General features: G+C 65.5%; 19 protein-coding genes and 1 tRNA gene. 17 read left to right on the forward strand and 3 right to left on the reverse strand.

Annotated elements, in window-relative coordinates; translation table 11 throughout:
* Positions 1–53 precede the first annotated feature (53 nt).
* Genes ACOQPI_RS01185 through ACOQPI_RS01200 form a run of 4 tightly spaced genes read left to right on the forward strand, consistent with a single transcriptional unit; the run spans position 54 to position 4477 of the window.
* A complete protein-coding gene (locus tag ACOQPI_RS01185) occupies positions 54–1946 on the forward strand; it encodes an ABC transporter ATP-binding protein (protein ID WP_420617900.1) in 1893 nt (630 codons plus the stop codon).
* On the forward strand, positions 1943–3355 hold the full coding sequence (xseA, locus tag ACOQPI_RS01190; RefSeq protein ID WP_420617901.1) for an exodeoxyribonuclease VII large subunit: 1413 nt from the start codon (positions 1943–1945) through the stop codon (positions 3353–3355). Before ACOQPI_RS01185 ends, xseA begins: the two co-directional genes overlap by 4 nt.
* Before the next feature lie 13 nt (positions 3356–3368).
* Positions 3369–3590 (forward strand): exodeoxyribonuclease VII small subunit, encoded by a 222-nt coding sequence (gene xseB / locus ACOQPI_RS01195; RefSeq protein WP_420617902.1) that lies wholly within the window; start codon positions 3369–3371, stop codon positions 3588–3590.
* Positions 3590–4477, forward strand: coding sequence for a hypothetical protein (locus tag ACOQPI_RS01200; RefSeq protein ID WP_420617903.1), 888 nt, complete (start codon positions 3590–3592; stop codon positions 4475–4477). The genes xseB and ACOQPI_RS01200 overlap by 1 nt, the downstream gene beginning before the upstream one ends.
* A 21-nt stretch (positions 4478–4498) precedes the next feature.
* Here ACOQPI_RS01200 and ACOQPI_RS01205 read toward each other — a convergent pair whose 3' ends face one another.
* Together ACOQPI_RS01205 and ACOQPI_RS01210 are read right to left on the reverse strand one after the other, a co-directional pair.
* The gene (locus tag ACOQPI_RS01205; RefSeq protein WP_420617904.1) at positions 4499–5752 is read right to left on the reverse strand and encodes an acyl-CoA dehydrogenase family protein; all 1254 of its coding nucleotides are present in this window, start codon (positions 5750–5752) and stop codon (positions 4499–4501) included.
* Between the two features lie 8 nt (positions 5753–5760).
* Entirely contained in the window at positions 5761–6885 is a 1125-nt protein-coding gene (locus ACOQPI_RS01210; RefSeq protein WP_420617905.1) for an acyl-CoA dehydrogenase family protein, read from the reverse strand.
* Between the two features lie 94 nt (positions 6886–6979).
* On the opposite strand from ACOQPI_RS01210, the gene ACOQPI_RS01215 reads away from it, so the two are divergent.
* The 11 genes from ACOQPI_RS01215 (at position 6980) to ACOQPI_RS01265 (ending at position 16294) form a co-directional block, all read left to right on the forward strand.
* Positions 6980–7053 (forward strand) — tRNA-Ala (locus ACOQPI_RS01215).
* Positions 7054–7062: 9 nt separating this feature from the next.
* A complete protein-coding gene (locus ACOQPI_RS01220) occupies positions 7063–7860 on the forward strand; it encodes a phytanoyl-CoA dioxygenase family protein (RefSeq protein WP_420617906.1) in 798 nt (265 codons plus the stop codon).
* Positions 7861–7925: 65 nt separating this feature from the next.
* Positions 7926–8774 (forward strand): phytanoyl-CoA dioxygenase family protein, encoded by an 849-nt coding sequence (locus ACOQPI_RS01225; RefSeq protein ID WP_420617907.1) that lies wholly within the window; start codon positions 7926–7928, stop codon positions 8772–8774.
* Between the two features lie 73 nt (positions 8775–8847).
* Positions 8848–10329 carry a hypothetical protein gene (locus ACOQPI_RS01230; protein WP_420617908.1) on the forward strand — a complete coding sequence of 494 codons (1482 nt, stop codon included), beginning with the start codon at positions 8848–8850 and terminating at the stop codon, positions 10327–10329.
* A 53-nt stretch (positions 10330–10382) separates the two neighbouring features.
* Entirely contained in the window at positions 10383–11207 is an 825-nt protein-coding gene (locus tag ACOQPI_RS01235; RefSeq protein WP_420617909.1) for an HpcH/HpaI aldolase family protein, read from the forward strand.
* A gap of 128 nt (positions 11208–11335) precedes the next feature.
* Positions 11336–12589, forward strand: a complete 1254-nt coding sequence (locus ACOQPI_RS01240) for an ATP-binding protein (RefSeq protein ID WP_420617910.1) — start codon at positions 11336–11338, stop codon at positions 12587–12589.
* Positions 12590–12642: 53 nt separating this feature from the next.
* A complete protein-coding gene (locus tag ACOQPI_RS01245; protein WP_420617911.1) occupies positions 12643–12963 on the forward strand; it encodes a hypothetical protein in 321 nt (106 codons plus the stop codon).
* Positions 12964–12980: 17 nt separating this feature from the next.
* Positions 12981–14498 (forward strand): class I adenylate-forming enzyme family protein, encoded by a 1518-nt coding sequence (locus ACOQPI_RS01250; protein ID WP_420617912.1) that lies wholly within the window; start codon positions 12981–12983, stop codon positions 14496–14498.
* Positions 14499–14547: 49 nt separating this feature from the next.
* Positions 14548–15519 (forward strand): DNA-methyltransferase, encoded by a 972-nt coding sequence (locus tag ACOQPI_RS01255; RefSeq protein ID WP_420617913.1) that lies wholly within the window; start codon positions 14548–14550, stop codon positions 15517–15519.
* 18 nt (positions 15520–15537) lie between these two features.
* Complete coding sequence (locus tag ACOQPI_RS01260) at positions 15538–15900, forward strand: type II toxin-antitoxin system RelE/ParE family toxin (protein ID WP_420617914.1); 363 nt, start codon at positions 15538–15540, stop codon at positions 15898–15900.
* A 52-nt stretch (positions 15901–15952) separates the two neighbouring features.
* Positions 15953–16294 carry a helix-turn-helix domain-containing protein gene (locus tag ACOQPI_RS01265; RefSeq protein WP_420617915.1) on the forward strand — a complete coding sequence of 114 codons (342 nt, stop codon included), beginning with the start codon at positions 15953–15955 and terminating at the stop codon, positions 16292–16294.
* A 62-nt stretch (positions 16295–16356) separates the two neighbouring features.
* Here ACOQPI_RS01265 and ACOQPI_RS01270 read toward each other — a convergent pair whose 3' ends face one another.
* Complete coding sequence (locus tag ACOQPI_RS01270) at positions 16357–17220, reverse strand: NAD(P)-dependent oxidoreductase (protein WP_420620968.1); 864 nt, start codon at positions 17218–17220, stop codon at positions 16357–16359.
* Positions 17221–17356: 136 nt separating this feature from the next.
* On the opposite strand from ACOQPI_RS01270, the gene ACOQPI_RS01275 reads away from it, so the two are divergent.
* Together ACOQPI_RS01275 and ACOQPI_RS01280 are read left to right on the forward strand one after the other, a co-directional pair.
* Positions 17357–18460 carry an amidohydrolase family protein gene (locus tag ACOQPI_RS01275; RefSeq protein ID WP_420617916.1) on the forward strand — a complete coding sequence of 368 codons (1104 nt, stop codon included), beginning with the start codon at positions 17357–17359 and terminating at the stop codon, positions 18458–18460.
* A gap of 44 nt (positions 18461–18504) precedes the next feature.
* Positions 18505–19749 carry an amidohydrolase family protein gene (locus ACOQPI_RS01280; RefSeq protein ID WP_420620969.1) on the forward strand — a complete coding sequence of 415 codons (1245 nt, stop codon included), beginning with the start codon at positions 18505–18507 and terminating at the stop codon, positions 19747–19749.
* Positions 19750–19752 lie beyond the last annotated feature (3 nt).

A 19752-nucleotide genomic window follows, 5' to 3' on the forward strand; every position in this document is an offset into this window, starting at 1 on the left:
TATTTCCCGCCGAACCCCCTACAAACAGCCGACTGTCACACCTGGGGCGTATCGTGCAGGAAGTGCATGCGATGGGCGGCGCCCACGGCGCCATCGGCCACGATCCAACCGGGGTCAAGGGCAAGCAGATAGCCGGGCAGACGATCCGCCGGGTAGCCGGTTTCGCGCGTCCCTACCGGGGCATGCTCATCGGCTTCGTGGTGGTGCTGTTGCTGGGAGCGCTGCTATCGCTGGTGCCGCCGCTGCTGTTCCGCTCGATCATCGACGACGCCATCGCCAACAGTGACCGAGGCCAGGTACACCTGCTGGCCGGCATCATCGTGCTGGCCGCCTTCGGGGAGGCGGCGCTGTCGTTTATCGAGCGCTACTGGTCGGCCCGCATCGGCGAGGGGCTCATCTACGACTTGCGGGTGGGCCTGTACGACCATGTGCAGCGGATGCCGATGGCGTTCTTCACCCGGGTACAGACCGGATCGCTCATCAGCCGGATGAACAACGACGTGATCGGCGCCCAGCGGGCGTTCACCGGCACGCTGGGGTCGGTGGTGTCCAACACCATCGTGCTGGCCACCACGCTGGTGGCCATGTTCCTTTTGGAGTGGCGGCTCACGCTGATGGCGCTGGCTCTGCTGCCGGTGTTCATCCTGCCCACCAAGCGGGTGGGTCGGAAGCTCCAGGCCCTCACCCGGGAGTCGATGGAGCACAACGCTTCCATGAACACGGTGATGACCGAGAAGCTCAACGTGTCGGGAGCGCTGTTGGTGAAGCTGTTCGGACGCCACAACCAAGAGCGCGACGGCTTCGGCGCCACCGCCGGGCGAGTGCGCGACATCGGGGTGCGCAGCGCCATGTACGGGCGGACGTTCTTCATCGCCTTGGGCCTGGTGGGAGCGGTGGGTGCCGCCATGTTGTACTGGGTGGGCGGCCAACTAGTGATCTCCGGGGCGATCACCGTGGGAACCCTGGCCGCCATGGGGCTGATGGTGGTGCGGATCTATACCCCGCTCACCAGCCTGACCAACGCCCGGGTGGACGTGATGACCGCGCTGGTGTCGTTCGAGCGGGTGTTCGAGGTGCTGGACACGCCCAACCCCATCGCCGACCGGCCCGACGCGGTCACACTGAAACAGCCCAAGGGACGAATCGAACTGGCCGATGTGACCTTCACCTATCCGCCCAGCGACGACCGGCTGGCCTCGCTGCAAGCCGACGCCGCCGCACCGGAGGCCACCGGCCAACCGGTGCTGCGGCATGTGTCAACGGTGATCGAGCCGGGGCAATTGGTGGCGCTGGTGGGGCCATCGGGGGCGGGCAAGACCACCCTGGCCGCCCTGTTGACCCGGCTGTACGACGTGGATCACGGCGCGGTTCTTATCGACGGCACCGACGTACGGGATGTGGCCCAGGAATCGCTGCGGGCTTCAATCGGAGTGGTCCCCCAAGATCCCCATCTGTTCCACGAGACGGTGGCCGACAACCTGCGCTACGTGCGGCCCGACGCCACCGCGGCGGAGATGGAATCAGCCTGCCGCTCGGCCCACATCCACGATCTCATTGCCTCGCTGCCCGAGGGCTACAACACCGTGGTGGGCGAGCGGGGCTACCGGCTGTCGGGGGGCGAGAAGCAGCGGCTGGCCATTGCCCGGGTGCTGCTCAAGGATCCGGCCATCGTGGTGCTGGACGAGGCCACCAGCCACCTCGACAGCGAGAACGAGGCGCTGGTGCAGCAGGCCTTGGGCATCGCGCTGGAGGGGCGGACCGCGGTGGTGATCGCCCATCGGCTGTCCACCGTCACCAACGCCGATTTGATCCTGGTGCTCGACCGGGGAGAGCTGGTGGAGTCGGGGCGCCACGATGATCTGCTGACCGCCGACGGTCTGTATGCCGAGCTGTATCGCACCTTGGTGCGCAACGAGCAGCGGTCTCCCGCGGGGAGCGCGTTATGAGCCTGTTCGACTCGGCTGAGCCGGGCGCCGTCGCCGGACCGGCCACGTTCACCGTCGCCGAATTGGCCGAGCGGATCAAGCAGGTGCTGGGCGACGCCTTCGGCGACGAGCTGTGGGTGGAGGGCGAGATCCGCAATCTGAGCCGGGCCCGTAGCGGGCACATGTACTTCGACTTGGTCGAGCCCGACCCGAACAACGGCGCGGGCAAACAACCCGAGGCGTCAATTTCGGTGGCGCTGTTCCGATTCAACCGCGAGCGGGTGGAGGACACGCTGCGCCGCCAGGGCGGCATGGCCATGGAAGACGGGATGAAGGTCCGCATCCAGGGCAAGCTGGACTTCTGGCCCCCGGGGGGCCGGCTCCAGCTGTACATGTCGGGCATCGACCCCAACTTCACGCTGGGCGAGCTGGAGGCCGAGCGGCTGCGGTTGTTGGAGAAGCTGAGCGTCGAGGGCCTGTTGGCCAAGAACCAGGCCGTCCCCTTCCCGATCGCCCCGCTGCGCATCGGGCTGGTCACCTCCCAGGGGAGCGCCGCCCACCACGACTTCCACAATGAGCTGGAGAACAGCGGGTTGGCCTGGCAGGTGGTGCTGGCCGACACCCCGGTGCAGGGAGTGGACGCTCCCCCGCTCATCGCCGCGGCCATCGCCGCGGTGGGCCGAACCGGGGTGGATGTGATCGCGGTGGTGAGAGGCGGCGGAGCCCGCACCGATCTGGTGGCCTTCGACAGCGAGGTGGTGGCCCGAGCCGTCGCCGATGCCCCCGTGCCGGTGGTAACCGGGGTGGGCCATGAAATCGACCGAACCATCATTGACGAGGTGGCCCACGAGGCCCAGAAAACACCTACGGCGGCTGCGGTGTTCATCGTCGGTGCCGCTCGGGCCCATTTGGAGGCAACTGAGCTGGCCTGGGAGGCAATTGCCGAGTGGGCCCAGCGGCTTGCCGATGACGCCGACCGGCGACTGATGACGGTGAGCCAGACCACTGCCCGGGCCGCCGAGGGCCATCTGCATCGCGCCAGCAGCCGGTTGGAAGGCCGGGCGGGGCGGGTCCGAGCGCTGGCCGAGACTCGGACCCGAAGCGAGACCCGCAAAGTGGACGACTGTGCGGGGACCATGCGCCACCGGGCCACTGCGGCCATTGTCGAAGGCCGGCGCACGTTGGAGCAGAAGAAGTCGGGGGTGGCTGCCCAAGCCCAGCGGGGGCCGAGAGCCGCAGCCAAGGAGCTGGCCAACCTGGAAGGCCGGGTGCGCTTGCTCGATCCTCGGAAAATCTTGGCCCGTGGTTGGTCGATAACCCGCCATAGCGGCAAAGTTGTGCGCGACCCGGCGGTGCTGGCCGCCGGTGATGAGCTGGTAACCACCGTGGCCGAGGGCGAGCTGCACAGCACCGTGTCTGAGAAGCAATGAGGAGAACCAGAAGATGAGCACACAAGAAATCGGCTACGCCGACGCCCTGAGCGAGCTCCAACAGATCCTCAGCGAGCTGGAGGCCGAGGACATCGACATCGACGTGCTGGCGGTGAAGGTCGAGCGGGCCGCCGAGCTCATCCGGGTGTGCCGGGGGCGGATAAACGACGCCGAGGTGCGGGTGAAGGAGATCGTGGCCGGAATGGACAGCGAAGAGGGCGAGTCGTCCGAGTAATGCCCACTGAGAAACTCGAAACTGTCGACGCCTTCATCGTCTTCGATCTGGCCGACGCGCCCGAGTCGGTGGGCATCGTCCGGTCGGCCCGCAAGATCCTGCCCGGCGGGGCCAGCGACCTGGCCCGGTCGCTCACCTACGCCTTCGCCACCTTCGAGATGCGTCGCAGCGGGGCCTCTGCGGGGATCAACGCAGTGGACGACGATCGGGCCGACGCGGTGGCCAAGTTCACCGCCGAGATCGCCCCCATGGTTGGTTCGGGCCGATTCCTGCCGGAACCCGGCACCCGGGTGCCGAGGGCGGCGCTGGAGTCAGTGGCCGATGCCGATCCCCGCGCCGCGGTGGGCGATGTGGCCGACCAGGCGGCCGTCGCCGGAGTAGTGGCCGCCGCCGCCCAAGCCAGCGGCGGCTTGGACGGCCGCACCGCAGCAATCGAGGGCTCGGGACCGATCTGTGACGCCCTGAAAGCTGCCGTTGAGGATCGGGGTGCCACGATGGTGGAAATGAACGGCCAAGCCGACGTGCTGTTCGCCGGCTCCAAGATGGGGGCCATCAATCACACCATGGCTGAACAGCTCCAAGTGGGCACCCTGGTCCCCTACGCCCCCATCCCGGTCACCGCTCGAGCCCTGGCCATTCTCAGCCGAGCCGGCACCACCGTGATCCCCGACTTCATCTCCACCGCGGGATCCCTGTTCGCCTGGTGGCCCTCCGGCGACCTCACCCCCGAGGCCATCGCCGCAGACGCCGCGGCCAAGATCACCGCGTCCCTAGAGGAGATCGCCGACCACCCCGACGGCCTATTCCTCGCCGCCGCCTACCGGGCCGAGTCCTTCCTGGCCACCTGGCAGGAAGCCCTCCCCTTCGGCCGCCCCCTGGCGTCGTAGCGCCTCAGGCTCATTAGCGGCTTAGCCGCTGCGGGGGACTTGGTTGAAGGGGAGGTCGCGATCGGCGGCGGGTTCGCGGGGCATGCCGAGGATGCGCTCGCTGATGATGTTGCGGGCCATCTCGGTGGTGCCGCCGCCGATGCAGGATTGCTGGCGCTGCACATACTCCAGACCGAAGGCGCCGGTGTTCTCACCCTGATTCCACACCAGGGCGCGGTCGCCCTGCATCTCCATGGCCACCGTCTGCCGCTCAGTCCGGGACAAGCCATGAAACAGGCGCACCAGCGATCCGGCCGGGGCGGGCAGGAAGCCGCCCTCGATGCCCTTCACCACCCGGGCCGACAGAAGTTCCTCCACTCGGCTGAGCGTCTCCATGTGGCCCAGCCGCTGACGGTGGCGACCGATGTCGGTGCCGCCGTGGTCTCGGGCGATGGCGGCCAAGTCCTCCACCCCGTCGGCGGTGCGGTTCCGGTGCCGGCCCTGGGTATAGGGGGAGGCGTTGCCCACCGCGGCCCGCTCGTGGAACAGCAGGCGGCTGGCCACCGTCCACCCGTCGTCCACCTCGCCGACCACGTTCTCGGCGGGGATGACCACGTCGTTGAAGAACTCCTGGCAGAACTCCTCGGAGCGGTCCACCATCTGAATGGGATGGATCTCGATGCCGGGATGGTGGATGGGGACGATGAACATGGTCAGCCCCCGGTGCTTGGGCACCTCCCAGTTGGTGCGGGCCAGCATGAGGGCGTAGTCGGAGCGCTGGGCGAACGTGCTCCAGATCTTGGACCCGTTGATGATGAACTCCTCGCCGTCCCGGTCGGCCCGGGTCAAAGCGCCCGCCATGTCGGAGCCCCCGCTGGGCTCGGAAATGAACTGCACCCACAGCTCGTCGCCTCGGATCCACGCCGGGATGTAGCGCTGCTTCTGCTCCTCGGTGCCAAACTCCAAGATCACCGGCCCGCAGATCGACAGGGTGGGCACGCTGAACAAGATGGGCATGTCGAAGTCCATGCTCACGTCGTCGATGATCTTCTGGTGGGCCGCGGTCAGGCTCTGGCCACCGTACTCCTTCGGGTAGCACACCGCGGCGTACCCCCCGTCGTACAGCCGCCGTTGGAGCTCGCGGTTGCGGCTGCTCTTCAAGTCATCGTCTTGAGTGGGGTGCCAGGGATTGACGGGATCGCGCCGGGGCATGTTCTCGTTCATCCACGCCTGCACCTCCTCCCGGTATCGGGCCAACTCGGCGGGATCGGTTTCGGCATACACGAAGTCGTCCATCGCTCCCCCTAGTACCCCATCATCTTCGACAGGCATGCCCGGTGGTCGCCCGGCGTACCGAACAACCCCCGGTTGACGGTGGCCCGCCGCAGATACAAGTGCAGGTCGTGCTCGTAGGTGACCCCGATGCCGCCGTGCATCTGCACGCAGTCGTGCATGAGCTCCACCGAGTGGTCGCCCACATACGCCTTGGCCACGCTCACCATGCGAGCCTCGTCCTCGCCGTCGGCCAGCGCGTCGGCCGCCCCGTCCACCGCGGCCTGGGAGGCCTCCGACCACAGCTTCATGTCGGCAAAGCGGTGCTTGAGCGCCTGGTACGACGCCAGAGGCCGCCCGAAGGAATAGCGGTCGAAGGCGTACTGAACGGTGAACTCCAGCACCTTGGCCGCCGACCCGGCGTTGTCGGCGCACTGGAGCACCACCATCACCTGGCGCTGGCGCTCCACGTCGGCCTCGGTGGCGGTGCCCGGTGTCCCCACCATGGCTTCGGGGTCGACAGGCACTCCGACGAGGCGCACCTCGGCGAATCGGCGGCCCAAGTCCAGCGACTCCTGGGGGGTGATGGTCAGCCCCGGAGCATCGGCTGGCACCAAGAACTGGACCAATCCGTCTTGGGTGCGGGCGGTGACCAGCAGATGGTGGGCCTGCGCGGCAGCCTCCACCGCCACCTTGGTGCCGGTGAGCGCGTAGCCGCCATTCGACGGGACGGCCGCGGCGGAGACACTGTCGGCAGTCCAGTCGCCGCCGGGCTCGCAGAACGCCCACCCCAGCACCACCTCGCCGGCCACAACCCCCTCGAGCAGCGCCTGCTGGTTAGGCGATCCCGACCGGCCCAGGGTGTCGGCTACCACGTTGGTGGGCATGAGCGGCCCGGGTGTGACCCCCCGGCCCATCTCGTCGGCCACAATCGTGAGGTCCACGATCGGGCGGCCAGAGATGCTGCCGCCGCCCAGCGACTCGGGCACCATCAGCGACGTCCAGCCCAACTCAGCCGCAGCCTGCCACCAGCTCTGCGGGTAGCCGTCGGGGTGGTCGTGCCACTCTCGCACCACGCTGATCGGAACCTCGGCCTCGATAAATCGTCGTGCGGTTTCCCGGAAGAACTCCTGATCGTCGCTCAGATCGAAACGCACCGGGGCAATTCCACCACGACAGCGCCAGCCGGTCACATTGAGCGGGGTATTGGATCGTTTGCCCCGCAAGGCGCCCGGTACCATTGAACAGTCCGGGGCTGTAGCTCAGCTGGCTAGAGCACCTGCTTTGCAAGCAGGGGGTCGTGGGTTCGAGTCCCATCAGCTCCACTCATGGCGATGACGTCCAAAATGCCCTCGGCGGCCCTCGACAGCTATCACACTGAGGGTTTCTTCATTTTGGACGGTTTCTCCCCGCCCGAAGTGGGCCACCAGATGCTCGATGACGTAATCGGCGTGGTGCGCGAGGTGGACGAGTCGGGTATCACCCCAGAGGGGATGTTTATCGCCCCCGAGTCCCAGGGAAACCTGAGCGGCGACCGCCCAGAGGACACCGTGTCGAAGGTGTTCACCCTTCACGACCGGCCGGCGTTCTTATCGTTCCTTCACGACGAGCGGATCGCCGGGATACTGAGCGATTTGATCGGCCCCGATGTGGACTGCTTCTTGTCGCAGTTCATCTTCAAGAACCCCGGTGCGTGGGGCCAGCCGTGGCACCAGGACAGCTACTACTTTCCGTTCGAACCGCCCCGGCCCATCGTGGGGCTGTGGCTGGCGGTGACCGAGGCCACCCTGGAGAACGGCTGCCTGCATATCCTGCCCGGCAGCCACGCCGAACCGGTCCACGAGCACGTCCCCGACCGGCGGCCCAACGCCAACTTGGGCTACGTGGAGATCGTCGACCACGACATGGAAGACCGCCAGGCGGTCACAATGCAGCCCGGCGACCTGCTGGTGTTCGACAGCCACCTTATGCACTGCTCCACCGACAACGTCTCCGACGGAATCCGCGCCGCCATGGTGTACCACTGCTGCGCAGCCGGCACCGAAGACCTCGGCTTCGAGCAGTTCGACGGCTTCAAAAACCCCATGCACCGCTTCGACCCCCTGCTGCGCGATGGCCAGTTGGTGGACTAGCCCCGCAGGGCACACACCAGAATCAGCCGCGTAGGCTGCCGCTCATGGCCACTCCTAGCTACGCAATGAGCAGCCCCTACACTCCCCACCCCTGGAACCAGGATTTTGCCTGGCAGCCGGCCACCACTACGCCAGCGGCGCTCACCTCCGAGCAGACCGAGGCGTTCAACCGCCAGGGGTTCTTCGTGATGGACAACCTGCTCGACGCCGACACCATCGCCGCCATCACCCAGGAGATCGACGCCATCGAGGCCGAGACCGAGGCCGGGCTGCGCTCCATCGAGGGCGAGCGTCTGATGATCGCCGAGGCCGGGGCCATCACCTTCACCCCCCATTTGGTGGCCCGCTCCAACACCCTGCGCCAAGTGGCCGCCGATCCCCGCATCGGCGCGGTGTGCCTCGACCTCATCGGCCCCGACGTACACCTGTACTGGGATCAGGCGGTGTACAAGAAGCCCGAGAAGCCCCGCCGATTCCCCTGGCACCAGGACAACGGCTACACCTTCGTCGAGCCCCAGCAGTACCTCACGGTATGGCTGGCCCTCAACGACGCCACCATCGACAACGGCTGCCCCTGGGTGGCACCCGGCGTCCACCTCCACGGGACACTGGCCCACACCTACGTCGATCCCCTGGGCTTCGAGTGCTTCGAGCAGTGCGAGAACCCGGTGGCCGCTCCAGTTCCGGCCGGGGGTGCCGTGGTGTTCTCGTCGCTCACCCCGCACCTCACCGGCCCCAACACCACCGACGGGGTCCGCAAGTCCTACATCCTCCAATACGCCCCCGCCGGAGCTGAGCTGCTCACCGGCGACCCGGCAGCCGGGCCTACCGCCGGACGAGTACCTTGCGATGATCCCAACCGGCAATATCCGGTTACCCGCTCAGGGAGACCGGTCATTCCTGATCGAATATGATCCCCTGAGCCAAGACAGCGGCCATTGGGCTGCTGCGGTGCCGAGCGTTCACCCAGAATTGAGGGGAAATTCGATGTTGACCAAGAAGATGCGCTGGCTGATCGCGATGCTCATGGCCCTGGCCATGGTCGCCGCGGCCTGCGGCGGCAACGATGACGAAGGTGATGCCGACGCACCAGCTCCGGCCCCGGCCACTGAGGCCCCGGACGCTCCCGAGCCGGAGCCAGAGGCTCCCGAAGAGGCCGCCCCTGCTGAGCCGGAGCCGGAGCCCGAGGCCCCCGAAGAGACTCCGGAGGAAGAGCCCGAGTTCCAGCCCGCCCCCACCGAGGAGCCGGAGCCGGAGATCGAGCTGACCGCCACGTGGCGAGGGGTCACCGCCGACACCATCACCATCGGCGTCACCTATCTGGACATCGACCAACTGGTCGAACTCGGCTTCTCCCCGGCCACCTGGGGCGACCAAGAGCTGGTGATCCAGGCTCTGACCGATGACATCAACGAGCGGGGCGGCATCAACGGACGCCGAGTCGAAGTCCTCATGGACAAGTACAGCCCCATCGGCGCCACCGAGGCCGAGGCGGCCTGCCTGCGGCTGACCGAGGACAACGAGGTGTTCGCAATCTTGTTCGGGTTCCTCGGCCCGGCCGAAGTGGCCAACACCTGCATCGTCGGCACCCAAGAGACGATCCTGGTTGGGGGAACCATCACCCCAGAGCGCCTAGCCGAGGCTCGGGCGCCTTGGGTCAACGAGCGGGTGACGCGCGATGTCAGTACCGGCGCCCTGTTCACCTTGCTCGAGGCAGAGGGAATGCTCCAGGGAAGATCGATCGCGATAGTCGCCGACCTTTCTGCGGCCGCGCAGCTCGAGGAAGTGGCCGGCCTGCTGCGGGAACATGGAATCGAGCCGGTGCTCGAGATCGCCACCTCCTCCCAAGTAGCTGATCTCATCGCCCAAAACCAAGAGTGGGCTGCACTGTCCGAGCGCATCCGAGCCGCCGGAACCGACACGCTCTTGCTGGTTGGCAACGTCTCGGCCGGCATTGAGAACGCCGCGCTCAACGGCCTTGAGGTGGACATCTGGGCCACCGACGCCTCCGGGCTAGGCAGCAACATCGGGGCCAACGTGCAACCCGAGTCGGCTAGGGGCGTGATCACCGTGGGGGCCATGACCGGAGCCCAGATATACGAGACCGATCCCCGGTTCCAGGAGTGCTTAGAGGCGGTCACTTCAAGGCATCCCGAAGTCGAGATCAAGCACCCCGACACCCTGGAAGAGGGCGAACCGCTTTGGTTTACCAGCCTGTCCGGCCACTGTCGGTTCTTCCAGATCTTCGAGCTGCTGGCCACCGCGGCCGGGCCCATCCTGACCCACGAGACATTCGCCGAGGCCATCGCCAATATCGGAGAGTTCTCGATTGCCGGCCAGCCCTACGCATCGTTGGGGGCCGACAAGCTCTCCAGCAACGACTCCTTCCAACTCTTGGAGCAAGACCCTGATCTGGGCGCCAGGGGCCAGCTGGTTCCCATCGGCCCGATGCGAGACGCCACCCCTTAGGCAGGCGAATCTGAACTGACCGAGCCGCCACAGAGCGGGTTACGGTTGCGGCCATGAGCGACGCGGCATCCGCTTCCCATCCGCTGGCCGAGGCCTTTGCTTCGGGTCGCCCCGCGCTGGGCGCCTGGGCGGGCCTGCCCACGGCGGTGAGCTGCGAGGTCATGTCCCGAGCCGGGTTCGACTATGTGTGCATAGACATGCAGCACGGCCTGGCCGACTACTCCGATGCGCTGCCCATGCTGGCCGCCATCGACTTGGGCACAGCCACTCCGGTGGTGCGGGTGCCGTGGAACGAGCAGGGCATCATCGGCCGGGTGCTGGACGCCGGGGCCTTGGGCGTCATCATCCCCATGGTGAACAGCCGGGAAGAGGCCGAGGCCGCGGTGCGTTCGTGCCGCTACGCCCCCGAGGGATCACGCAGCTTCGGCCCCACCCGGGTGGCGCTGCGCGACGGCCCCGGCTACTTCGCCGGGTCCAACCAGGCGGTGAAGTGCATCCCCATGGTGGAGACGGTGGCCGCGCTGGAGAACCTGGACGACATCGTGTCCACCCCGGGGGTCGACGCCGTCTACGTCGGCCCCGCCGACCTGTCGGTCAGCCTGGGCCTCCCCCCCGGCAACAACGACGGCGAGGCAACGTTCGACGACGCCCTGGCCGCCATCGTGGCCGCCTGCCAGACCCACGGCGTAGTCCCCGGCATCCACTCCACCCCCACCCTCACCCCCACCCGAGTCGCCCAAGGCTTCCGCCTAGTAACCGTCACCGCCGACAACGCCGCCCTCTCCGCCGCAATAACCACCCACCGCCAATCCGTCCTAGACGCCCTAAGCGGCAATACCGATACCAGCAGCGCAGCCTGCGGCGAATCCCTCTACTGAGCACTTCTGTGGGGCAAATTACCAAGAAGAAGTTATGAACTAGCGAGAGAGGAATCTGTTATCTATCTTTGGTGGGATTTGCAATATATCCTAGGTAGAGTTTGTAATGTTGATGTTATGATCGGGCGATGGGCCTCGTTCGACGACAGATCCAGCCCCTGATCGAAGAGACGCTGGAATGGGCTCGCGTGGTCATGATCCATGGCGCTCGCCAAAGCGGCAAGACCACCCTTGCCCGGATGATCGCCGAAGCTCGCGGCGGCACCTACCTGTCGATGGACAACGAGGAATTGCGGGAGGGCATACTCGACGACCCGACGACATTCCTCAACAACCAGCGCTACCCCCTGGTAGTGGATGAGGCCCAGCGCGGCGGCGACAGGCTGGTGTATGCCATCAAGCAACTGGTCGATGAGGAGGCGACACCAGGACGGTTCATCCTCACCGGATCCACCAATTTCCTGACCGTTCCGCAAATCAGCGAATCCCTCGCCGGGCGGGTTCAGATCTTCCGGCTTTGGCCACTCTCCGAGGCCGAGATTGCCGACTCGTCACCGGATGAGATCGGCCGTTGGTTCGAGAGCAGCCCGAACCCAGCCCCTGCTTCCAGCCTCAACCGAGCCGACTATCTGGAGAGAGTGTGTCGAGGCGGATATCCCGAAGTGGTCAACCTCGATCCCGGCCAGCGGCGGCGCTGGTTCCAGGGGTACGTGGAGACCGTCATCCAACGCGACATCGCCGCGCTAACCGATATTCGCAAGTCGTCGGCACTGGCACCACTGCTGAGATGGACCGCCGGGCTAACCAGCAGCCCGGTCAACATCTCCGACGCATCCCGGCAGTTAGGAATTAGCCGTCAGGCAATCACCAACTACTTCGAATGGCTTCAAACCGTATTCCTCGTCCACGAACTGCCCGCATGGTCCCGGAGTCTCACCGCCAGCACGGCCCGGCGACCCAAATTCCACATAACCGACTCCGGGCTGGCCGCAAGCCTGCTCGGAACGGATGCCAATGCCCTCGCCTCTCCTACCAACCCCGCTACTGGACCACTGTTGGAAACCTTTGCGGTCAACGAGATCGCTCGACAGCTCTCGGCATCTGTCCGGGCTTACACGCTCTCTCACTACCGCGACCACAAAGACCGCGAAATCGACCTCATAATCAAGGCCGACAACGACGATGTTGTTGCAGTGGAAATCAAGGCCACCAGCTCTCCGACTGCAAAGCACATGGCGCATCTCCGATGGCTACGAGACCAGCTCGACACCGTGTCCCCCGACAGCTTCCGAGGCGGAATCCTCCTTCACACCGGCCCCTACGCCGTAACCCTGGATGACCGGCTCCACATGCGTCCCATCAGCTGCCTGTGGTCCAACTGACCGCCCCAGTCGTTGTTTTCGGCCACCAAAGCACCCATGCCACAATAAGGGCGATGTCGGACTACACCACGCCTCCAACCCTGAACGGGCGACTTGTCGGGGTAACCGGCAAGGCCCCCACCGCTGAGGTTGTGGTGTGGCTGGCGGTCCAGACTACTGATGGCGAAGCTTCGACGTTGGAGACCATCACAGATGACGAGGGGTTTTTCTCGTTCGAACCGCCTACCGAGCCCCTGCGTGCCGCCAAGCTCGGAGCAGTGCTGGAAGGCGTGCAGCCTCTGGACCTCGAACCGAACGACGAGCCGCTGGAACCCGGGGAGATCATGCTGTTCGTCGACGACTTCACCCCCTCCCACCTCAAGTACGCCGGGTGACAATAGCCAGCAAATCAGTGTTGATCCACGAGCATGCGCTGTGGGCGTTGATTGAGGCTCGGGCTGAGGCTGAGCCTGACGGATTGTTCTTGATGGACGAGCTGGGGCGGGAGGTGACGTTCGGGGGGTATCGGGAGCAGGTCGAAACGGTGGCCGCAGGGCTGCACGACATCGGAGTGAACAACGGGGCCTTGGTGTCGTGGCAGTTGCCCACTTGGGTTGAATCGGTGGTGCTGGTGGGGGCGTTGAGCCGGTTGGGGGCGGTTCAGAACCCGATGCTGCCCATATACCGGGGGCGGGAGGTGGGGTTCATCTCCCAGCAACTCTCGCCGTCGCTGATGATCTGTCCTGGCACATGGCGGGGGTTTCACTACGCCGAGCAGGCCCGTGACCATGCACGCACCGAGGTGCTGGTGTGTGACCGCGATCAGGAGCTGCCCACCGGCGATCCGGCCACGCTGCCGCCAGCCCAGCCGGATGCCAATCGGTTTGGGTGGGTGTTCTACACCTCGGGCACTACGGCCGACCCCAAGGGGGCCAAACACAGCGACTTCACGGTGGGCGCGCCGGGACGGGCCATGGTCCACCGCTTCGGGATGGAGGGCGACGACCGTTGTGGGCTGGTGTTCCCGTTCACCCACATCGGAGGGATTCAGTTTGTGTACGCCGCCCTCTATACCGGCATGGCCCTGGTGCTGGTGGAGGCGTTCGACGACGCCGGAATCGACTTCCTGAGCCAGCAGCAGATCACGTTCACCGGGGCGGGCACCCCGTTCTATCTGAAGTATTTAGAGCGCCAGCAGGCTCAACCCGACCAGCCCCTGTTTCCCAAGGTGAGGGGGTTCGCGGGCGGCGGCCAGACCAAGCCGCCGCACTTGCACTACGAGATGCTGGAGACATTTGGGGCGCCGGTGTTGTCGGGCTGGGGGCTGACCGAGTTCGCCAACATCGCCATGGTCGGCCATCAAGCCTCCGATGAGCACAAGGCCCGCACCGAGGGATTCGCCAAATACGGGGTGGAACTGAAGGCGGTGCTGCCCGACGGCTCCGAGGCTCTACCCGGCACCGAGGGCGAGCTGCGGGCCAAGGGCTTCCACATGCACCTCGGCTATGTGGACGAATCGCTGGATGCACGAGCGTTCGACGACAACGGCTACTTCATCACCGGCGATCTGGGCATCATCGACGCCGAGGGCTACGTGGAGATCACCGGCCGAGCCAAAGATGTCATCATCCGCAAAGGCGAGAACGTGTCAGCCAAAGAGGTGGAAGACGCCCTCTACACCCACCCAAGCATCGCCGACGTGGCCGTGATCGGCCTCCCCGACCCCGACCGGGGCGAGCGGGTCTGTGCCTTTGTCGTGCCAACCCCAGATTCAACGCCACCAACCCTGCCCGAGCTAACCGAGCATCTCTCCCAAGGCGGCCTCATGCGCCAAAAGCACCCCGAGCAACTCGAGATAACCGACACCCTCCCCCGCAATCCCGCTGGCAAAGTCCTCAAAGAGGAGCTGCGAAAGCGACTTTCACCATAGAAGCAGCGGGAACCGCAAAGACGTCACTGGTGGTGGGTATTCTCTAGTTATGGCAGGTCAGACGGTTCCAGCGCCTCCTGTGGATGGTGATGAGGCGCTGGCTGTGCTGCTTGAGGAGGGGGTGGTTTGGGGGGATTCTGCTGAATGGCTGCCGAGGTTGCCGCAGGACTCGGTGGACTTGTTCTTCATGTCGCCGCCGTATGCCGATGCCCGGGCATACTCCAAGATCAACCCGGACAGCTATGTGGAGTGGTTCCTGCCATTTGCGGAGGCCATGCTCAGAGCCACCAAGGAGACCGGGTCATTCGTGCTCAACATCAAGAACCGGGTGGCTAAATCGGGGCCGCTCCGGGGACAGCGCCATCCGTATGTGTACCAACTGGTGATCGCTCTGCAAGACATGGCGTGGCGGTGGACGGAGACGTATATCTGGAGCAAGCCGAACGCCATCCCCGGTCGATTCGGTCCACGCACCAAGGACGCGTTCGAGTACGTGTACCACTTCACTAAAGGTCCCAGTCCTTACTTCGACCTAGACGCCGTGCGGGTGCCGTATCGGGCAGATGAGGCTGAGATCAACCGGAGGCTCAAGGACAAGAATGGCCGCCGAAACACCGACGCCGGGTTCGGTCGAGACCGTACTCGGACCTACGGCCGAGGTGGGGCTGATCCTGGGAACGTGATCACCGTTGGCCAGACCTACAACCAGCACAAGGGCCCTGCCGGGCAGCACACCGCGGTGATGCCAGAAGGCCTAGCCGAGTTCTTTGTCAAGGTGGCCTGTCCGCCCGATGGGTTCGTCATCGACCCATTCGCCGGATCTGGCACTACTGTCGCCGTCGCCCGTCGACACGGCCGCAATTCCGGTGGGATCGAATTGCACGCCGAATACGCAGCAGTCGCCAAGGAACGCCTGGCAGACGATCATGTCCAGGAAGAACTGGGACTGCTCCAGGCTGGCACCGGCACCGTCCAACCCGTCCACTCATGCACCTACCTGGACAGGGCTGCTTGCCTCTGATAATATTATTGTTATCACATGTCGAGTTGGGCCGTCGAGTTTCACCCTGCCTGCGAGGATTGGGCCAACGGACTTTCGCGGACTGATGCCGAGGCTCTCTTGGCTGCCATCAGACTGCTTCGGAGTCATGGACCAGCCTTGGGTCGGCCACTCGTCGACACCATCAAGAGCAGTCGGCACAAAAACATGAAGGAACTTCGACCAGGTTCAACCGGCAGGACTGAGACAAGAGTGCTCTTCGCCTTCGATGCAGAGCGAAAAGCAATTCTGCTTGTCGGGGGTGACAAGAGCAAAAATTGGAGAAAGTGGTATACGAAGAACGTTCCGATGGCAGATAGTCGATTTGACGAGCATCAAGCCAACATCAGGAGTCAGCAGTAAAGGCACCCTGTTTGGCAACAAAATTCTTGGAATACATGAAGGAGAGAGAACGATGAGTCTGAAGCAGTGGGAAAAGAAGGTGTTGGACGCTCCTGATGCTGAAGCCCGCGTGCAGGAGATAGAGGACGAGCTTCGCCTCGCAGCTAACCTCACCGCGCTTCGCGAGAGCGCAGGTCTCTCGCAGCGTGAATTGGCTGGGCGAATTGGCGTCTCCCAACCCCGTGTCGCCGCTATCGAGCGATCCCAAAACGTCACCATCGACGTGCTAGAGCAATATGTCACAGCACTTGGCGCTCAGCTAGAGGTTGCTGTCATCCAAGGACAAAATCGGACCTGCATCTTGAACAGCCGCGAAACACAGGCTGAGGATTCCGCTTCCCCTGTTTCTCGCTAGCAAGCCTGTCAAGGCTCCTCAGGAAGGGTTGCTAGGCAGTGCCACCACACCCGATTCGGGCGCTATCGGTAGCGGCGGATTATGGCGGTGGTGTCTAGGCGGTTTTCGCCAAGCGCCGCCGTCTCTTCGGTGTAGCGCTGGCAGAGTTCTACTAGGGGGATGGGGGCGTTGAGGGTGGCGGCAGCGTCGGCTACTAGGCCTAGGTCTTTGATCATCCAGTCGATGGCGAAGCCGAAGTCGAACTCGTCGGCCACCATGGTGTGGCCCCGGTTCTGGAGGTACCAGGAGCCGGCTGCGCCTTTGGTGACCGCGGCCAGCACCTTCTCCATGTCGAGGCCGGCCCGCTCGCCGAAGGCCAGCGCCTCGGCTGCGCCCTGCACCGCGCCGGCGCACAGGATCTGGTTGACCATCTTGGTGAGCTGGCCGCTTCCAGCCGGTCCCATGAGGGTGACCGCCGAGGAATAGGCATCCATCACCGGAGCGGCGGCCTCGAAGTGTTCGGGTTCGCCGCCGCACATAACGGTGAGAACGCCGTTCTCGGCCCCGGCCTGGCCGCCAGAAATGGGGGCATCGAGCCAGCCGATCCCCCGGCTGGCGCACACCTCGGCCAGCTCCCGGGCCACTTCGGCGGATGCGGTGGTGTGGTCCACCAGCACCGATCCGGCGGGCATCGTCCCCAAGGCACCGTCGTCGCCCAGAACCACCGCCCGAAGGTCGTCGTCGGCGCCCACGCAGGTGAACACGAACTCGGCCCCGTCGGCCGCCTCCGCCGGCGTGGCCGCCACCGTGCCGCCGTGCTGGGCACCCCAGCGCTCAGCCACTGCCGAGGTGCGGTTGAACACCCGCACCTCGTGGCCGGCGGCGGCCAAGTGTCCGGCCATGGGGAACCCCATGTTGCCCAGTCCTATGAATGCGCACACGCTCACGTCGGCCACGATACCCAGCCGGAAAGTTCACCACCTCGGTGGCTAGACAAGCGTTCGCACATCATCGGGAAGGAGAGGCCATTCAGCCGCCACTTCGATAGGCGGCTTCCACAGCGTTCCCATAACATCGAAGACGATGAGCGACAACGGCTTCGACGTATTCTCCGCCGATTCCCACGTGATCGAGCCCCACGACCTGTGGCAGATCTACACGGTGGAGGCCTTCAAGGATCGGGCGCCCCGCCTGGTCCACGAGGAGACCACCGACCGGCTGGTGTGCGACCAGGCCCGGCTGCCCCCGGTGGGGCTTTTGGCCGGGTGCATGCGCACCGACGACAAAGTGCGGGCCAGGGGCCGCTGGGACGAGGACGTGCCCGACGTGGGCTGGGACCCCGAAGCCCGCATGGAGGCGCTGCGCACCGACGGCGTCACCGGAGAGGTGCTGTACCCCACCATCGCCATGCAGATGTACCCCATCCGAGACGTGGAGTTCCAGTGGGCCCTGTTCGAGGCCTACAACACCTGGGTCGGGGAGTTCGTGAGCCAGATCCCCGACACGTTCGTGGGCATCGCGCTGCTTGCGCCGGTGGACTTGGAGCGGGCCGCCAAGGAGATGAAGCGGTGCCGAGACATGGGGCTCAAAGGGGTGATGATCCCGGTGATCAACGGCGAGGACAACCCCTACCAAGACCCGGCGTTCGACCCCTTGTGGGCCGCCGCAGTGGAGCACTCCATGCCGGTGAACCTGCACGCCGCCACCACCCGCGACCCCGACAAGGCCTGGGACCAGGGCACGTCCACCCGGTCGGTGCTGCAAACGGTTGACATCCAAGAAGTGGTGCTCGACCTCATCTTCGGCGGCGTGTTCGACCGCTTCCCCGAGCTGATGATCGTCTCGGCCGAGAACGACGTGGGCTGGGCCGGCAACCTGCTGGAGCGGGCCGACTACTGGTTCCACCGCAACCGCCAGCTCCTCCCCGACATGAACTGTCAGGAAGAGCCGTCGCACTACTGGCGCAACAACTTCCGGGTCACGTTCATGCGCGACCTCACCGGGGTGGCCGCCCGCGACATCATCGGCACCGAGACCATGATGTGGGGCAACGACTTCCCCCACCACGTGTCCACCTGGCCCAACAGCCAGGCGGTGATCGCCGAGCACTTCGCCGACACCACCGACGACGTGCGCCACGCCATCGTGTCGGCCAACGTCCGCCAGCTCTACGACATCCAGGTGTAGCGAAGGCGTAGGAGGTCGCCGGCGCCGTGGTCAAGCTCTCCGACATGGGGCGCATCGGGTTCACGGTGCGCGACAGCCAGGACAGCGACCACCCGGTCACCTTCCTGCCCGAGCCCGAGCGCCGGGTGCGCCACAATCTGCTCATCTCCGTGGACGACCACGTGGTGGAGGCTCCCGACGCCTTCGAGGGCCGCATCCCGGCTCGTTTCGGCGACCGCGGCCCCAAGGTGGTGACCGATGACGACGGGATGCACGCCTGGGAGGTGGACGGACGGCGATTCCCCACCGTGGGCATGAACGCGGTGGCCGGGCGGCCGGTGTCGGAGTACGGCTTCGACCCGGTGCGGTTCGACCACATGCGCCGGGGGGCGTGGGACATACACGCCCGCATCGCCGACATGGACCTCAACGGCATCTACGCCTCGTTGAACTTCCCGTCTGCGCTGCCCGGTTTCGCGGGCCAGAACTTCATGCGGATGACCGCAGACCAAGAGCTGGGCCTGGCCTGCGTGCGGGCCTGGAACGACTGGATCATCGACGACTGGCACACCCGCTACCCCGACCGGATCATCCCCTGCCAGATCCCCTGGCTGTACGACCCCGAAATCGCCGCCGACGAGATCTACCGCAACGCCGAGCGGGGATTTCGGTCGGTGTCGTTCAGCGAGGCCCCCGAGAAGCTGAAGCTGCCGTCGCTGCACACCGGCCACTGGGACCCGTTCATCCGGGCCTGCGAGGACACCGGCACGGTGGTGTGCCTGCACGTGGGGTCGTCGTCACAGGCCCCGTCCACCGCCCCCGACGCTCCGCCCGACACCATCGGAGTGCTGTTCTTCGGCTACGCCATGTTCGCCGCGGTCGACTGGCTCTACTCGCTGATCCCGGTGCGGTTCCCCAACCTGCGCATCGCCATGTCGGAGGGGGGCATCGCCTGGGTGCCGGGGCTGATCGACCGGCTCGACCACATCACCCGCTACCACGACATGTACGGCACCTGGGTAAACATCGACATGAAGCCCAGCGAGGTGTTCCGGCGCAATTTCTGGTTCTGCGTGATCGACGACACCTCGTGCCTGTCGCTGCGCGACCACATCGGGGTGGACCACATCATGATGGAGTCGGACTACCCCCATGTGGACACCACCTGGCCCGACACCCAAGAGGTGGTGCGCCGCCAGGTGGAGGGGTTCGGCCCCGACGAGACCGAGAAGATCTGCTGGCGCAACGCCGCCGAGCTGTTCCGCTGGCCGGTGCCCAAGGCGGTGGCGGCCGACCCGGAGAGTTTCTGACAA

The organism is Candidatus Poriferisocius sp. (assembly GCF_965219815.1).
In the GTDB taxonomy this organism is placed as follows: domain Bacteria; phylum Actinomycetota; class Acidimicrobiia; order Acidimicrobiales; family Bin134; genus Poriferisocius.

What these genes read in the sequence shown, in the direction of transcription:
- xseA (WP_420617901.1), top strand. Translation starts at nt 1,943, where the DNA reads ATGAGCCTGTTCGACTCGGCTGAGCCGGGCGCCGTCGCCGGACCGGCC.
- xseB (WP_420617902.1), top strand. Translation starts at nt 3,369, where the DNA reads ATGAGCACACAAGAAATCGGCTACGCCGACGCCCTGAGCGAGCTCCAA.
- ACOQPI_RS01200 (WP_420617903.1), top strand. Translation starts at nt 3,590, where the DNA reads ATGCCCACTGAGAAACTCGAAACTGTCGACGCCTTCATCGTCTTCGAT.
- ACOQPI_RS01205 (WP_420617904.1), bottom strand. Translation starts at nt 5,752, where the DNA reads ATGGACGACTTCGTGTATGCCGAAACCGATCCCGCCGAGTTGGCCCGA.
- ACOQPI_RS01220 (WP_420617906.1), top strand. Translation starts at nt 7,063, where the DNA reads ATGACGTCCAAAATGCCCTCGGCGGCCCTCGACAGCTATCACACTGAG.
- ACOQPI_RS01225 (WP_420617907.1), top strand. Translation starts at nt 7,926, where the DNA reads ATGAGCAGCCCCTACACTCCCCACCCCTGGAACCAGGATTTTGCCTGG.
- ACOQPI_RS01230 (WP_420617908.1), top strand. Translation starts at nt 8,848, where the DNA reads ATGTTGACCAAGAAGATGCGCTGGCTGATCGCGATGCTCATGGCCCTG.
- ACOQPI_RS01235 (WP_420617909.1), top strand. Translation starts at nt 10,383, where the DNA reads ATGAGCGACGCGGCATCCGCTTCCCATCCGCTGGCCGAGGCCTTTGCT.
- ACOQPI_RS01240 (WP_420617910.1), top strand. Translation starts at nt 11,336, where the DNA reads ATGGGCCTCGTTCGACGACAGATCCAGCCCCTGATCGAAGAGACGCTG.
- ACOQPI_RS01245 (WP_420617911.1), top strand. Translation starts at nt 12,643, where the DNA reads ATGTCGGACTACACCACGCCTCCAACCCTGAACGGGCGACTTGTCGGG.
- ACOQPI_RS01255 (WP_420617913.1), top strand. Translation starts at nt 14,548, where the DNA reads ATGGCAGGTCAGACGGTTCCAGCGCCTCCTGTGGATGGTGATGAGGCG.
- ACOQPI_RS01260 (WP_420617914.1), top strand. Translation starts at nt 15,538, where the DNA reads ATGTCGAGTTGGGCCGTCGAGTTTCACCCTGCCTGCGAGGATTGGGCC.
- ACOQPI_RS01265 (WP_420617915.1), top strand. Translation starts at nt 15,953, where the DNA reads ATGAGTCTGAAGCAGTGGGAAAAGAAGGTGTTGGACGCTCCTGATGCT.
- ACOQPI_RS01275 (WP_420617916.1), top strand. Translation starts at nt 17,357, where the DNA reads ATGAGCGACAACGGCTTCGACGTATTCTCCGCCGATTCCCACGTGATC.
- ACOQPI_RS01280 (WP_420620969.1), top strand. Translation starts at nt 18,505, where the DNA reads ATGGGGCGCATCGGGTTCACGGTGCGCGACAGCCAGGACAGCGACCAC.